General features: G+C 72.5%; 9 protein-coding genes. 5 read left to right on the top strand and 4 right to left on the bottom strand.

Going from position 1 to position 14,295, the window contains the following annotated elements; all coding sequences use genetic code 11:
• Window positions 1-26 precede the first annotated feature (26 nt).
• The 3 genes from ABZT12_RS15575 to ABZT12_RS15565 all read left to right on the top strand — a co-directional run bounded on the left by ABZT12_RS15575 (window position 27) and on the right by ABZT12_RS15565 (window position 5,264).
• Entirely contained in the window at window positions 27-1,766 is a 1,740-nt protein-coding gene (locus ABZT12_RS15575; protein WP_356383355.1) for a phospholipid carrier-dependent glycosyltransferase, read from the top strand.
• A 105-nt stretch (window positions 1,767-1,871) separates the two neighbouring features.
• Complete coding sequence (locus ABZT12_RS15570) at window positions 1,872-3,497, top strand: penicillin-binding transpeptidase domain-containing protein (RefSeq protein WP_356383352.1); 1,626 nt, start codon at window positions 1,872-1,874, stop codon at window positions 3,495-3,497.
• A 108-nt stretch (window positions 3,498-3,605) separates the two neighbouring features.
• A complete protein-coding gene (locus tag ABZT12_RS15565; RefSeq protein ID WP_356383349.1) occupies window positions 3,606-5,264 on the top strand; it encodes a penicillin-binding transpeptidase domain-containing protein in 1,659 nt (552 codons plus the stop codon).
• A 3-nt stretch (window positions 5,265-5,267) separates the two neighbouring features.
• On the opposite strand, the gene ABZT12_RS15560 is transcribed toward ABZT12_RS15565, so the two are convergent.
• A complete protein-coding gene (locus ABZT12_RS15560; RefSeq protein ID WP_356383346.1) occupies window positions 5,268-5,621 on the bottom strand; it encodes an SsgA family sporulation/cell division regulator in 354 nt (117 codons plus the stop codon).
• Between the two features lie 286 nt (window positions 5,622-5,907).
• On the opposite strand from ABZT12_RS15560, the gene ABZT12_RS15555 reads away from it, so the two are divergent.
• Window positions 5,908-7,068: a serine hydrolase domain-containing protein gene (locus ABZT12_RS15555; protein WP_356383343.1), complete on the top strand. Its 1,161-nt coding sequence runs from the start codon at window positions 5,908-5,910 to the stop codon at window positions 7,066-7,068.
• Window positions 7,069-7,128: 60 nt separating this feature from the next.
• Here the strand turns inward: ABZT12_RS15555 and ABZT12_RS15550 are convergent, their stop codons facing one another.
• The 3 genes from ABZT12_RS15550 to ABZT12_RS15540 form a co-directional block, all read right to left on the bottom strand.
• Complete coding sequence (locus ABZT12_RS15550) at window positions 7,129-7,683, bottom strand: cysteine hydrolase family protein (protein WP_356383340.1); 555 nt, start codon at window positions 7,681-7,683, stop codon at window positions 7,129-7,131.
• 148 nt (window positions 7,684-7,831) lie between these two features.
• Window positions 7,832-10,051, bottom strand: coding sequence for an MMPL family transporter (locus ABZT12_RS15545; RefSeq protein ID WP_356383337.1), 2,220 nt, complete (start codon window positions 10,049-10,051; stop codon window positions 7,832-7,834).
• Window positions 10,052-10,170: 119 nt separating this feature from the next.
• Window positions 10,171-10,773: a TetR/AcrR family transcriptional regulator gene (locus tag ABZT12_RS15540; protein ID WP_356383334.1), complete on the bottom strand. Its 603-nt coding sequence runs from the start codon at window positions 10,771-10,773 to the stop codon at window positions 10,171-10,173.
• 154 nt (window positions 10,774-10,927) lie between these two features.
• On the opposite strand from ABZT12_RS15540, the gene ABZT12_RS15535 reads away from it, so the two are divergent.
• Window positions 10,928-14,215 carry a S41 family peptidase gene (locus ABZT12_RS15535; protein WP_356383331.1) on the top strand — a complete coding sequence of 1,096 codons (3,288 nt, stop codon included), beginning with the start codon at window positions 10,928-10,930 and terminating at the stop codon, window positions 14,213-14,215.
• Window positions 14,216-14,295: the final 80 nt, after the last annotated feature.

Below are 14,295 nucleotides of genomic sequence, written 5' to 3'. Positions count from 1 at the left end.
ACAGAAGGGTTCCCTACGATGGCGCGGTGACCAGTACCGCGTCCTCCATGGACACCCGGCAGGGGCAGGCCCCGCAAGAGCAGCGGCCGTCGTGGCAGCGACGGCTGCGCCGCTTCGGCTACACGGCGGCGCTCCGAAGCGACGTACGGGACCGGCTGGTGCCGCCGTACGCGGAGCCCGGCCCCCGGCTGTGGGCGTCGCTCGGCCTGTCGCCGACGCTCGCCGGGCGGATCACCCGCTGGTCGGCGTGGGGCGGTCCGCTGCTGGTCACGCTGCTCGCGGGGCTGCTGCGCTTCTACCACCTGGGCAGCCCGCGGGCGGTGATATTCGACGAGACGTACTACGCGAAGGACGCGTGGGCGCTCGTCCACCGCGGCTTCGAGGTCAACTGGGACAAGAACGCCAACGACCTCGTCCTGACCACCCACGGCCACCTCACCGTCCCGGCGGACGCGGCCTACGTGGTGCACCCGCCGGTCGGCAAGTACGTCATCGGGCTCGGCGAGCTGCTGTTCGGCTTCGACCCGTTCGGCTGGCGCTTCATGACGGCGCTGCTCGGCACCCTGTCGGTGCTGATGCTGTGCCGGATCGGCCGCCGCCTCTTCCGCTCGACGTTCCTGGGCTGTGTGGCGGGCACCCTGATGGCCCTCGACGGCCTGGCCTTCGTGATGGCCCGCACCTCCCTGCTCGACGGTGTGCTGATGTTCTTCGTGGTCGGCGCCTTCGGCTGCCTGCTGATCGACCGCGACCGGGCACGGGAGAGGCTCGCCGCCGCGCTGCCGCCCGACGCGGACGGCCGGATCCGCCCCGACGCGCACACCGCCGACAGCCTCTCCCTCGGCTGGCGCCCCTGGCGCTGGCTGGCGGGCGTGCTGCTCGGCCTGGCCATCGGCACCAAGTGGAACGGCCTGTACGTCCTCGCCGCGTTCGTCGTGATGGCGCTGCTGTGGGACGTCGGCTCCCGCCGGGTGGCGGGCGCCCGCCACCCGTACCGCGCGGTCCTCCGCCACGACACGGTCCTCACGCTGATCGCCACCGTCCCGGTCGCCGTCGCGGTGTACTTCCTCTCCTGGACCGGCTGGATCCTCTCCCCGGCCAACGGCACCGGCGGCTACTTCCGCAACTGGGCCGCGACGGACGGCAGGGGCGGCAGCTTCACCTGGCTCCCCGACTGGCTGCGCAGCCTGTGGCACTACGAGCACGAGGTCTACAAGTTCCACGTCGGCCTCTCCTCGCCGCACCCGTACATGTCCAACCCGTGGAGCTGGCTCGTCGACGGCCGCCCGGTCTCGTTCTTCTACGAGTCGCCCGCGCCGGGCTCGGCGGGCTGCCCCATGAACGCGGGCGAGAAGTGCGCCCGCGAGGTGCTGGCCATCGGCACCCCGATGCTCTGGTGGGCCGCCTGCTTCGCCCTCCTCTACGTCCTGTGGCGCTGGGCGTTCCGCCGCGACTGGCGCGCGGGCGCGATCGCCTGCGGTGTCGCGGCCGGCTACCTCCCCTGGTTCATGTACCAGGAACGGACGATCTTCTTCTTCTACGCCGTCGTCTTCCTCCCCTTCCTCTGCCTGGCCGTGGCGATGCTCGTCGGCGCGGTCATCGGCCCCCCGGACTCCAGCGACACCCGCCGCCTCGCGGGCGCGGTGGGCGCGGGCGTCCTGATGCTCCTGATCGCGTGGAACTTCATCTACTTCTGGCCCCTGTACACGGGCACGGCGATCCCCATCGACCAATGGCGTTCACGGATGTGGCTGGATACCTGGGTTTGATTCAGCCATCTGATCTCCGTTCGGACAACAAACGGAAACAGCCCGCACAGGCGCCCCGCACGCCCCCTACAGTTCACGGAACTGACAGCGGGGAGGGGCCGCGCCATGCGCAAGGGGGTCAAGGCCACCGTCATCGGCGGTGTCTTCGTGGTGATGGTGGCCGGGGCGGGGTACGGCGCGTACAACCTCGTGTCCGCGGTGGGCGGTTCGGGGACGGGTGCGGGCGGTCCGGCACCCGTGCGGACCGGGCCGCCGAGCCGGGACGAGATCAGGGCGACGACCGCGAAGTTCTTCGCCGCCTGGGAGGGCGGGAAGGCGGTGACGGCGGCGTCGTACACGAACAACGACGCGGCGGCCGACCCCGTGCTGGAGTCCTTCGGGGACGCCGCGCACATCACGCACGTGAAGATCACCGCGGGCCGGGCCGCCGGGGCCACCGTGCCGTTCACGGTGCGGGCGACGGTGTCGTACAAGGGCGTCGACAAGCCGCTGTCGTACGGCAGCCGGCTGACCGTGGTGCGCGGGGAGACCACCGGGCGGGCCCTGGTCGACTGGCAACCCTCCGTCGTGCAGCCGGAGTTGAAGACCGGGGACACGCTGGTCACCGGGGAGTCGGCGAGCCCGCCGATCGAGGCGGTGGACCGCGACGGCGCGGTGCTGACCAAGGACAAGTACCCCTCCCTCGGGCCGATCCTGGACGAGCTGCGCGCCAAGTACGGTGAGAAGGCGGGCGGTACGCCCGGCGTCGAGCTGTCGATCCGGCACGAGGCCGAGGGTTCGGCCGACACCACGCTGCTGACCCTGGAGAAGGGCCGCGCGGGCCGGTTGCGGACCACGCTGAGCGCGAGCGCGCAGGCGGCTGCCGAGACCGCGGTGACCAAGTACGCCGAGTCGTCCGTCGTCGCCGTACAGCCGAGCACCGGTCAGGTGCTGGCGGTCGCCAACCACCGCGACGACGGCTTCAACGCCGCGTTCCTGGGCCGGTTGGCGCCCGGTTCCACCATGAAGATAGTCAGCGCCGCCACGCTCATCGACAACGGGATCACGTCGATGAACGGCGCGGCCCCGTGCCCGGCCGAGGCCGTCTGGCAGAGCCAGACCTTCCACAACCTGACCGGCCTGTCGCCGAACGAGCACGCCACGCTCGCCGACAGCTTCGCCCGCTCCTGCAACACGGCCTTCGTGAAGTTCGCCGACTCGGTCAAGGTCGACTCCCTGACCCAGGAGGCCGAGGACCGCTTCGGGCTCGGCCGGGACAACTGGAAGACCGGCATCCCCTCCTTCGACGGCTCGGTGCCCGCCTCCGGCGGCCCGGACACCGCGGCCAACCTGATCGGCCAGGGCCAGGTGCAGCTGAGCCCGCTCGACATGGCGTCGGTGACGGCGACCGCGAAGACGGGCACGTTCCGCCAGCCGGTGCTCGTCGCGCAGAGCCTGGACGACCGTCAACTCGCCACCGCCAAGGGGCTGTCGGCGAGTACCTCGACCCAGTTGCGCGCGATGATGAACCGCACCGCGACCAGCGGCACCGCCGCCGGGATCATGTCCGGGCTCGGCGGCACCGTCGGCGCGAAGACGGGCTCGGCCGAGGTCGACGGCCAGTCGAAGTCCAACAGCTGGTTCGCCGGCTACCGCGACGACGTGGCCGCCGCCGCGATGACCCAGGACGGCGGTCACGGTATCGACGCGGCCGGCCCGATCGTCCGCGCCGTACTGGCGGCGGGTGGCTGAAGTCACCCCGCACAGGACGGGACCCTAGGCTGGGCCTCGTCGTTGGGGTGTACGTGGGCCGAGGGTCGTGGGCGACGGGGCCCGGGGAAGCGCGGAGGATCGGTAACTGTGGGCAAGCGAAGGCGTGTTGTCGAGGGGCGCTCGAAGAGACCCGCGGTGGTCGGCGGGATCGTCGCCGTCGTGGTGGGCGGCGCCGGCCTCGGCGTCTACACGCTGTACGGGGGCGGCGGGGCCTCCGCGGAGCCCCGGACGACCTCCGGCCACAAGGCCGTCAAGACGGGCCCGGTGTCGCCGATCGAGGTGCGGACCACCGCGGAGAAGTTCCTGACCGCGTGGCAGCACGGCCAGGTCGCGCGGGCCGCCGCCGGGACGGACGACCCCACCGCCGCGACCGCCCTCCTCACCGGTTACACCAAGGACGCCCACATCAAGGGCGTCACCCTCACCGAGGGCACCCGCAAGGGCGCCCGAGTCCCCTTCTCCGTCAAGGCGACGGTCTCCTACAAGGGCCTGACCCGGCCGCTGTCGTACGACAGCTCGCTCACCGTCGTCCGCGCCCCGGGCGACGGGAAGCCGTACGTCGACTGGCACTCCGCCGTCGTCCACCCCGACCTGGCCGACGGCGACACCCTGGTCACGGGCGCCTCGGGCACCCCGCCGGTCACCGCGTACGACCGGGACGGCGGCAAGCTGACGGCGGCCCGCTACCCGTCGCTGGGCACGGTGCTGGACGGGCTACGGGAGAAGTTCGGCAAGAAGGCCGGCGGCAGAGCGGGCATCGAACTGCGGGTGGTCCGGGGCAAGAAGTCCACGGCGTCCGACAAGACGCTGGCCGAGCTGAGCAAGGGCACCCCGGGCCGGGTGGACACCACGCTCAGCCCGACCCTCCAGGCCGCCGCCGAGCGGCAGGTCACCCGGCAGAAGAACGCCTCGGTGGTGGTGATGCGCCCCTCCACCGGCGAGATCCTCGCCGTCGCCAACACCTCGCACGGCTTCAACGTGGCCTTCCAGGGCTCGCTGGCCCCCGGCTCCACGATGAAGATCGTGACGTCCACGATGCTCTTCGAGAAGAACCTCATCACCCCGGACGCGTCGCATCCCTGCCCCAAGACGTACAAGCTGGCGGGCTGGACCTTCCACAACGACGACGACTCGGAGATCAAGAAGGGCACGTTCAAGATGGCCTTCGGGGCCTCCTGCAACAACGCCTTCATCAACTTCGCGCCCAAGCTCTCCGCCAGCGACCTGACGAAGGAGGCCCAGCAGGTCTACGGCCTCGGCCTGAACAACTGGGCCATCGGCGTCCCCACCTTCGACGGCTCGGTCCCGGTGCAGAGCGGCGCGCAGATGGGCGCCTCGCTGATCGGGCAGGGCGGGGTGCGGATGAACCCGCTGAACATGGTGTCGGTGGCGTCGACGGTGGAGGCGGGCGTCTTCCACCAGCCGTACCTGGTCTCCCCGAAGGCCGACGGCCGCACCCTGGCGAAGGCCGCGCGCACGATGTCGTCGAAGACGCAGTCGGAGCTGAAGGACGTCATGCGGTACACGGCGGCCTACGGCACGGCGGCCCAGGCGATGTCCGGGCTCGGTCCGGACTACGGCGCCAAGACGGGTTCGGCGGAGGTCGACAGCCAGAAGAAGCCCAACGGCTGGTTCACCGCGTACAAGGGCGACCTCGCCGCCGCCGGCGTGGTCCAGGCGGGCGGCCACGGCGGCGACACGGCGGGGCCGATCGTGGCGGCGCTGCTGAAGCTGGGCAGCGGCTGAGGCTCAGCCGGCCACGGCGGCGGTCGCCAGGTAGGTGCGGCGCAGGAACCGCATGAGGGTCTTGGTCTCGAACTGGACGACCGCGACACCCCGCGGGGAGTGGAACTCGATCACGGCCTGGACCCGGCCGCACGGCCAGACCCGCACCTCGCCGCTGCCTGCCGGCGCCCGCAGCCCCTGCTCCAGCAGGGCCCGGGAGAAGGTCCACTCGTGCGATCCGGGCAGGCCGATCAGGACCGAGCGGGGATCGGTGTCGGGGTCGTAGCGCAGGACGACCGGTACGGCGTCACCGTCGAGCTGGGCGACGTCCTCGTCGGTGACGATATGGGCTCGCGCGTGCTGTTCGACTACGGACATCGGGCGGCCCCTTACGAGTGACCTGTGGAAGAGCTGTGCATCCGCTTCCACTACCCCAATGTCGCATATTTTCCCGTCGGCGCCCTCCGGGGCGACAGATGTCACACGCCCGGAGCGGGGACGCGGCCCGCGGACCGGCGCGTCCGGCGCGCGGAGAGCGGGCCGCGGCGACGGGGTCGTCCCGACCCCGCGCGCCGCGGGGTGACGGAGCACCGGAATCACCGGCCGCCCGCGCACGTTGCACCCGTCTGGCGAGGACATGAGGAACCGGGGAGGGAGCACGGACGTGGACGTGAACGGTGCTGTGGCCGAGGGCTTCGAGCCGGTCCGTGCGGCGTTCGTACGCAACTTCGAGGTGCTCGGGGACCGGGGCGCGGCGGTCTCCGTGTACCGGGACGGGCAGCGGGTCGTCGACCTGTGGGCCGGCACCAGGGACGTCGACGGGAGCGCGCCGTGGGAGCGGGAGACGGCGCAGATCGTGCGGTCGGCGACGAAGGGGGTGGCCGCCGCCGCCCTGCTGCTGCTGTGGCAGCGCGGCGAGCTGGACCTGGACGCGCCGGTGGGTGAGTACTGGCCGGAGTTCAAGGCGGCGGGCAAGGAACGGATCACGGTCCAGCAGTTGCTCTCCCACCGCGCGGGCCTGCCGGTGCTGGACCGCCCGCTGACCCCCGAGCAGGCCGCCGACCCGGTGCTCGGCGCGGCGGCGGTCGCGGCGCAGGCACCGGCGTGGGAGCCGGGCACGGCCCACGGGTACCACGCGCAGACGTACAGCTGGCTGACCGGGGAGCTGGTGCGGCGGGTGACGGGCCGGCCGATCGGCGCGTGGATCGCGGACGAGATCGCGGGGCCGGTCGGCGCCGACCTGTGGATCGGCCTGCCGGAGAGCGAGACGGCCCGGGTCGGCCGGGTGGGCGAGATCGCCGCCCCGGCGGAGAGGGGCGCGCTGCGTGTCCGCCCCAAGCGGGCCGTCACCGAGGCGTACGCGGACCCCGGCTCCCTCACCCGGCGCGCCTTCGCCGCGATCACCCCGCTGCCGGACGAGAACGACCCGGCCTACCGCGCCGCGGTCCTGCCCGCCTCCAACGGCATCGCGACGGCGGACGGACTGGCCCGCTTCTACGCCTCCCTGATCGGCCAAGTCGACGGCGGCAGGCGCCTGTTCACCCCCGAGACAGGTCAACTGGCCCGCACGGAACGGTCGTCGGGCCCGGACCGCGTGCTGGTGATCACCACCCGTTTCGGCCTGGGCCACATGCTGCACGGCAGCGCCTCCCCGCTGCTGTCCCCCACCTCCTTCGGCCACCCGGGCCGGGGCGGCGCCCTCGGCCTCGCCGACCCCGAGTCGGGCATCGCGCTGGGCTATGTGACGAACGGCTTCCGCAGATCCGTGACGGCCGACCCCCGGGCACAGGCGCTGGTACGGGCGGTACGGCAGTCCTTGGCCTGACCCGCGCGCTGACCGGTACGGCCACGCCCCGGCCGTCGGGAAGGGTCAGCCGCCCCCCCTTCAGCCGCCGAGGGTGACCTCGTGGGTGTCGGCGACGGTGGCCGTCCGGCCCGGCGCCGCGTGGTGGCGCCAGTAGAGGTTGGTGTGGGCGATGACCTGCTCCGGCGGCGGGGCGCCCCACTTGCTCGTGTCCACCGTGGTGTGGGCGTCGGCGACGAGTGTCACGTCGTAGCCGCGGACGAAGGCGCCGTGGATGGTGGAGCGGACGCAGACGTCGGTGGAGGCGCCGGTCACCACCAGGTGTCCGACCCGCGCCCCGGCGAGCACCTCCTCCAGCGAGGTGGCTTCGAAGGAGTCCGGGTAGTTCTTGGGGACCAGCGCCTCGGACTCCGCGCGGACCAGCTCGGGGACGTACTCCCAGGCGGCGCTGCCCTGCTCCAGATGGTCGTCGGAGTGCTGGATCCAGACGACCGGGACGTTCTCCTCGCGCGCCTTCGCGAGCAGCGCGGCGATCCGGGCGACGACCTCGTCGCGCCGGTACGCCTCGGCCATGACCTCGTTCTGGACGTCGATCAACAGCAGGGCGGTGCGCGGGCGTTCAGGCAGTGTGGTCATGTCCGACACGGTAGTCCGGACCGCCGGCCGCCGCGCCCCGGGGACGCGAACCGCGGACGGCGACAGCGGAGGGGAAGCGCGGACGCGAACCGCCGCGCCACCGGAAGCGGTGGCGCGGCGGATCAGTCACTGGTCGGCCCGGGGGAGCTCAGACCCGTACCAGCTGCCGGTCCTCGTCCGGGCCGGTGCCGCTCGCGGAGCCGCGCAGGCCCTCGCCCTCGACGTCGACGTTGGGCAGGACGCGGTCCAGCCACTTCGGGAGCCACCAGGCGCGCTTGCCGAGCAGGGCCAGCACCGCCGGCACGATCGCCATGCGCACGATGAACGCGTCGAAGAAGACCGCGATCGCGAGGCCGAAACCGATCATCTTGATCATGGACTCGCTGGAGCCGATGAAGCCGGAGAAGACGGCGATCATGATGACCGCGGCGGCCGTGACGACCCGGGCGCCGTGCTGGAAGCCGGTCACGACGGCCTGGGTCGGCTTCTCCCCGTGGACGTACGCCTCACGCATCCGCGTCACGAGGAACACCTCGTAGTCCATCGCCAGTCCGAAGACGACGCCCACCATGAAGATCGGCATCATCGACATGACCGGGCCGGTCTCCTCGACGCCCAGCAGGCCGGAGAGCCAGCCCCACTGGAAGACCGCCACCACCGCGCCGAGCGCCGCCATCACGCTCAGCAGGAAGCCAAGGGCCGCCTTCAGCGGGACCAGGATCGAGCGGAAGACGACGATCAGCAGCAGGAACGCCAGGCCGACGACGAGGATCAGGTACGGGACGAGCGCGTCGTTCAGCTTCTGGGAGACGTCGATGTTCATCGCGGTGCTGCCGGTGACCAGGACGGTCGCGTCCGTGTCGGCCTTCACCCGGACCCCCGCGTCGCGGATGCCGTGCACCAGGTCCTCGGTCGTGACCGACGACGGCTTGGAGTCGGGGATCACGGTGATGGTCGCGGTGTCGCCCGCCTTGTTGAAGGCGGCCGGGGTCACCGTGACGACGTCCTTGAGCCCCTTGATCTCGTCGGAGACCTTGGTGACGGCGGCCTTCGGGGTCCGGCTGTCCTTGGCGTCGACGACGACCATCAGCGGGCCGTTGAAACCGGCCCCGAAGCCCTCGGAGAGCAGGTCGTACGCCCGGCGCTGGGTGGTGGAGGTGGGCTGCGAGCCGTCGTCGGGCAGGCCCAGTTCGAGCGAGGAGGCGGGGACGGCCGCCGCGCCGAGGCCGATCACGCCGAGCAGGAGGACGGCGAGGGGGCGCCGTACGACGAAGCTCGCCCAGCGGGTGCCCATGTTGGGGCGGCCGGCCTGCTTCGCGGCGGCGGCACGCGCGCCGCCCAGGAACCGGCTCTTCTCGCCCGCGGGCCGTACCCTCCGGCCCGCGAAACCGAGCAGCGCCGGGATCAATGTCAGCGCGATGAGCACCGCGATGGCGACCGTGCCGGCGGCGGCGACGCCCATCTTCGTGAGCATCGGGATGTTGACGACGGCGAGGCCCACCAGGGCGATCACGACGGTCAGGCCCGCGAAGACCACCGCCGAGCCCGCCGTGCCGACGGCCCGTCCGACCGCCTCCTCGCGTTCGCGCCCCTCGGCCAGTTCGGCCCGGTAGCGGGAGACGATGAACAGGGCGTAGTCGATGCCGACCGCGAGGCCGATCATCATCGCCAGGGTGGAGGTGGTCGTGCCGAGGTCGAGCGCGTCCGCCAGCGCGGTGATGGTGGAGACGCCGATGCCCACGCCGATCAGCGCGGTGAACAGCGGGAGTCCGGCCGCGACCAGCGAGCCGAAGGTGATCCCCAGGACGACGGCGGCGATCGCGATGCCGATGACCTCGCTGGAGCCCGTCTCGGGCGTGGCGCTCAGCGCGTCACCGCCGACCTCCACGGTCAGTCCGGCGTCGCGCGCCTGCTGCGCGGTCGCCTTCAGGGCGTCCTTGGAGGCGTCCTTCAGCTCCATGCCGGAGACCTTGTACTTGACGGACGCGTAGGCGATGGTGCCGTTCTTGCTGACGGCCTTGCCCTTGTAGGGGTCGGCGACCGAGACGACCTCGGAACCGTCGCCGAGCTCCTTGACGGTCTTCTCGACGGTGGCCTTGTTCGCGCCCGCGTCCAGCTTCGCGCCGGCCGGTGCCTTGAAGACGACCCGGGCGGTGGCGCCGTCGGCGCTCATCCCGGGGAAGCGCTGTTCCAGCAGGTCGAAGGCCTTCTGGGCCTCGGTGCCGGGGACGGAGAAGGAGGAGGCGCCGGCGGTGGGGGCGCTGGCCGCGCCGACACCGGCGAGGGTGAGCAGCGCCACCCATATCAGGGCGACGTAGTGCCGTCGCCGGAAGGCGAGCCGGCCGAGTGTGTAGAGGAACGAGGCCACGGGGGCGTACTCCCGGTCAGGTCGTGGGGTCTGGGGCAGGGGTGATCAGCCCGGTGGGGACACGGGTGATCGGCCCGACGACGTGAGCGGTTACGTCAGGTGGGCGTGGCGTGGGTCGGTCAGGTGGTGGTGGCGCCGAGGGCGGGGAGCACCACGGCGTCGATGTACGACAGGAGGAATGCCTGGGTCGGCGGCTGTTCGTCGATCAGGGTGCGGGCGGCGAAGGCGCCGATCATCATGTGCACGATGAACTCGATCGCCGGGTTGTCCGCACGGATCTCGCCCCGGCCGACGGCACGCTCCAGCAGGAGTGCGAACTCCGCCATCTCGGGCTCGACGAGGTGTTCCCGGAAGGCCTTGAGGAGTTCCGGGCTGCCGTGCATCGCCATGGCCAGGCCCCGCATCAGCGCGGAGTTCTGTTCCAGGTCGCAGTCGTCGGACCGCATGGTGAGCGCGTGCAGGTCGCCCTTGAGCGATCCGGTGTCGGTCCCGGCGTCCGAGACGCCCGGCTTGTTGTGCCGCACCGCCTTGGCCACCAGCTCGGCCTTGCCGCCCCACTGGCGGTAGAGCGTCGCCTTGCTGGACCGGGTGCGGGCCGCGACGGCGTCCATGGTGAGCGCGTCGTAGCCGACCTCCCGGAGCAGGTCGAGCACGGCCTCGTACAGCTCGGCCTCGCGCTCGGGCGTGATGCGACTGCGACGCGTCGTTGCGACCTCAGTCATGTCACTCACCTCTCCGGATGGATGCACTCCGTTGCGTACGTCTCGAATGTAGCGCAGAGCCAAGCGAAACGAAACTGTTTCGTACGTGGGTTGGATCACCCTCGACGATTCCTCACGAGTTGCTCCGGTCCGTCCCCCGGAAAAGCATGGGGAGGTGAGCTATCTGCGCCTGCCGCACCTCAACGGCGACCTCCTGTGCTTCGTGGCCGAGGACGACCTCTGGCTCGCCCCGCTCGACGGTCCGGGCCGCGCCCGGCGGCTCACCGTCGACCGCACCAAGACCGGCCACCCCCGCTTCTCGCCCGACGGCCGCCAGATCGCGTACACGAGCTGGCGCAGCCTGGCGCCGGAGATCCATCTGGCGCCGGTCGGGGGCGGACCGGCCCGCCGGCTGACGTACTGGGGCAGCGCCGACACCCGGGTCTGCGGCTGGACCCCCGGCGGTGACATCCTCGCCGTCGCCTCCCACGGGGAGCCCTTCTCCTACTTCACCTGGGCCTACAAGGTCCCCACCGACGGCGGCCCCGGCGGCCGGCTGCCCTGGGGGCCGGTCGGCGACCTCCAGACCGCCGACCTCGACGGCGAGCCCAGGACCCTGCTGCTGACCGGCACCCCGCCGCACGAACCGGCCGCCTGGAAACGCTACCGGGGCGGCGCCACGGGCCGTCTCTGGCTGCACGGGCAGCGGCTGCTCCCCGACCTCGCCGGCCACCTCCACTCCCCCATGTTCGTCGGCGGCCGGCTCGCCTTCCTCTCCGACCACGAGGGCATCGGCAACCTCTACTCCTGCGCCCACGACGGCTCCGACCTGCGCCGCCACACCGACCACGACACCTTCTACGCCCGGCACGCGGCCGGCGACGGGCACCGCGTGGTGTACCAGTGCGCGGGCGACCTGTGGATCGTCGACGACCTCTCCCCCGGCGGTGTGCCGCGTCGGCTCGACGTACGGCTGGGCGGCCCGCGCGCCGGCCGCCGTACGTACCAGGTTCCCGCCGCCCAGCACGTCGACGGCGTCTCCGTGGACGAGACCGGGCGGGCCTGCGCCGTCGTCGTCCGGGGCAGCCTGTACTGGCTGACCCACCGCGACGGCCCGGCCCGCACCATCGCCGACACCCCGGGCGTCCGGGTACGGCTCCCGGAGATGCTCGGCTCCGGCGGCCGGGTCGCCTACGTCACGGACGCGGAGGGCGAGGACGCCGTCGAGATCGCCGCCCTGCCCCGGGCCAGCGGCGACCGCCCGCCGCGCCGGCTCGCGCAGGGCGCGCTGGGCCGGGTGCTGGAACTGGTCTCCGACCCGCGGGGCGAACGGCTCGCCGTCGCCGCGCACGACGGACGGCTGCTCCTGCTCGACGCGGGCGAGGAGCAGGACGGCACCAACCCGACGGACCCGGACGGCGCCCCCGGGACGGAGTCGGGGGGCGGTGAGGTCACCGAGCTGATCCGGTCGGCCGACGGGCCCGTGCGCGACCTCGCCTTCTCCCCGGACGGGGCGTGGCTGACCTGGTCGCACCCGGGCGTCGGCCGTTCCCTCCGCCAGATCAAGATGGCCCGCGTCCCCGGCACCGGCCAGGCCCCCCACGTCGTCGACGTCACCGACGGCCGCTTCGAGGACGAGAACCCGGTCTTCACCCGGGACGGCCGCTACCTCGCCTTCCTCTCCTGGCGCGGCTTCGACCCGGTCTACGACGTCCACACCGGCGACCTCTCCTTCCCACTGGGCTGCCGCCCCTACCTCGTACCGCTCTCCTCGGCGACCCTCTCCCCGTTCGCCCTGACCCCGGAGGGCCGGCCCGCCGCCGGCGGCCTCGACCCGGTGGGCGACGAGGGCGCGGACGGCGCGGTGACCGTGGAGGTGGAGGGGCTGGAGAGCCGGGTGACCCCGTTCCCGGTCACCGCCTCCAAGTACTCGGCGCTGCAACCGGTTTCGGGCGGCGGACTGGTCTGGCTGCGCTGGCCGATCTCCGGCGCGCTCGGCGAGACCTTCGCCAACCCGGCCGACACCAGCGGGCGGCCGACCCTGGAGTACTTCGACCTCGCCAAGGCGAGGAAGTCCGAACTCGTCGGTCACCTCGACTGGTTCGCGCTCAGCGGCGACGGCTCCCGGCTCGTGGTGGTCGACGAGGACGAGCTGCGGGCGGTCCCCGCCACCGAGCCCGGCGACGGCGACTCCACCGTCTGGATCGACCTGCGCCGCATCCTGCACGAGGTCGACCCGCCCGCCGAGTGGCGCCAGTCCTACGAGGAGGCCGGCCGGCTGATCCGCGCCCACTTCTGGGAGCCGCGCATGTGCGGCATCGACTGGGACGCGGTCCTCGCCCAGTACCGTCCGCTGCTCCAACGGGTCGCCTCACCCGACGAGTTCGCGGACCTGCTCCGCGAACTCCTGGGCGAACTGGGCACCTCGCACGCCTACGTCACCCCCGCCCGCCGCAACGAGGGCCCCCCGCACTACCAGCGCCGGCAGGGCCTGCTCGGCGCCAACCTGGTCTGCCGGGACAGCAGTTGGCTGATCCGCCGGATCCTGCCCGGTGACTCCTCCGACTCCAGGGCCCGTTCGCCGCTGGCCGGCACCGGCATCCGCGAGGGCGCCGCCCTCACCCATGTCGACGGCCGCCCGGTGGACCCGGTGGCGGGCCCGTACCCGCTGCTGGCGGGAGCGGGCGGTACGACGGTGGAGCTGACGTTCACCCCGGCCGGGGGCGAGGGCCGCTCCCGCCGGGTCGCGGTGGTCCCGCTGGTCGACGAACGCCCCCTGCGCTACCAGGACTGGGTGGCCAAACGCCGGGCGGTGGTACGGGAGTTGAGCGGCGGCCGGTGCGGCTATCTGCACATCCCCGACATGGGCGGCTCGGGCTGGGCCCAGTTCAACCGCGATCTGCGCCTGGAGGTCTCCCGGCCCGCCCTGATCGTGGACGTGCGCGGCAACGCGGGCGGCCACATCAGCGAACTCGTCGTGGAGAAGCTGACCCGTACCATCCTCGGCTGGGACCTGGCCCGCGGCGCCCAGCCGGTGTCGTACGCCTCGAACGCCCCGCGCGGTCCCGTGGTCGCCCTCGCGGACGAGGCGACCGCCTCCGACGGCGACATGATCACGGCCGCCTTCCGACTGCTCGGGCTGGGGCCGGTGGTGGGCCAGCGCACCTGGGGCGGGGTGGTCGGCATGACCGGCCGCCACCTCCTGGGCGACGGTACGGTGATCACCGTACCGATGAACGCGGCCTGGTTCGACGCCTACGGCTGGTCCGTGGAGAACCGGGGCGTGACACCGGACCTGGAGATCCTGCGCACCCCGCTGGACTGGGCGGAGGGCCGCCACGCCCAGCTGGACGACGCGATCCGACTGGCCCTGGAGCTGCTGTCCGCGCACCCGGCCGCCACACCCCCGGACTACACGGACGCCCCGGACCGCAGCCGCCCGAAACTGCCGCCACGCCGGTGAGACGCCCGGAGAAAACACCGGGAAGGCGGGAGAACGGGAGCCACGCCCGCGAACACCGGGAAAGGGGCGCCCCTCGTCAG

The sequence above is a fragment of the Streptomyces sp. NPDC005423 genome (assembly GCF_040606415.1).
In the GTDB taxonomy this organism is placed as follows: Bacteria; Actinomycetota; Actinomycetes; order Streptomycetales; family Streptomycetaceae; genus Streptomyces.
Note: the sequence above shows the minus strand (reverse complement) of the source record. Positions and strands in the feature narration are given on the sequence as shown.

What these genes read in the sequence shown, in the direction of transcription:
- ABZT12_RS15570 (WP_356383352.1), top strand. Translation starts at nt 1,872, where the DNA reads ATGCGCAAGGGGGTCAAGGCCACCGTCATCGGCGGTGTCTTCGTGGTG.
- ABZT12_RS15560 (WP_356383346.1), bottom strand. Translation starts at nt 5,621, where the DNA reads ATGTCCGTAGTCGAACAGCACGCGCGAGCCCATATCGTCACCGACGAG.
- ABZT12_RS15550 (WP_356383340.1), bottom strand. Translation starts at nt 7,683, where the DNA reads ATGACCACACTGCCTGAACGCCCGCGCACCGCCCTGCTGTTGATCGAC.
- ABZT12_RS15540 (WP_356383334.1), bottom strand. Translation starts at nt 10,773, where the DNA reads ATGACTGAGGTCGCAACGACGCGTCGCAGTCGCATCACGCCCGAGCGC.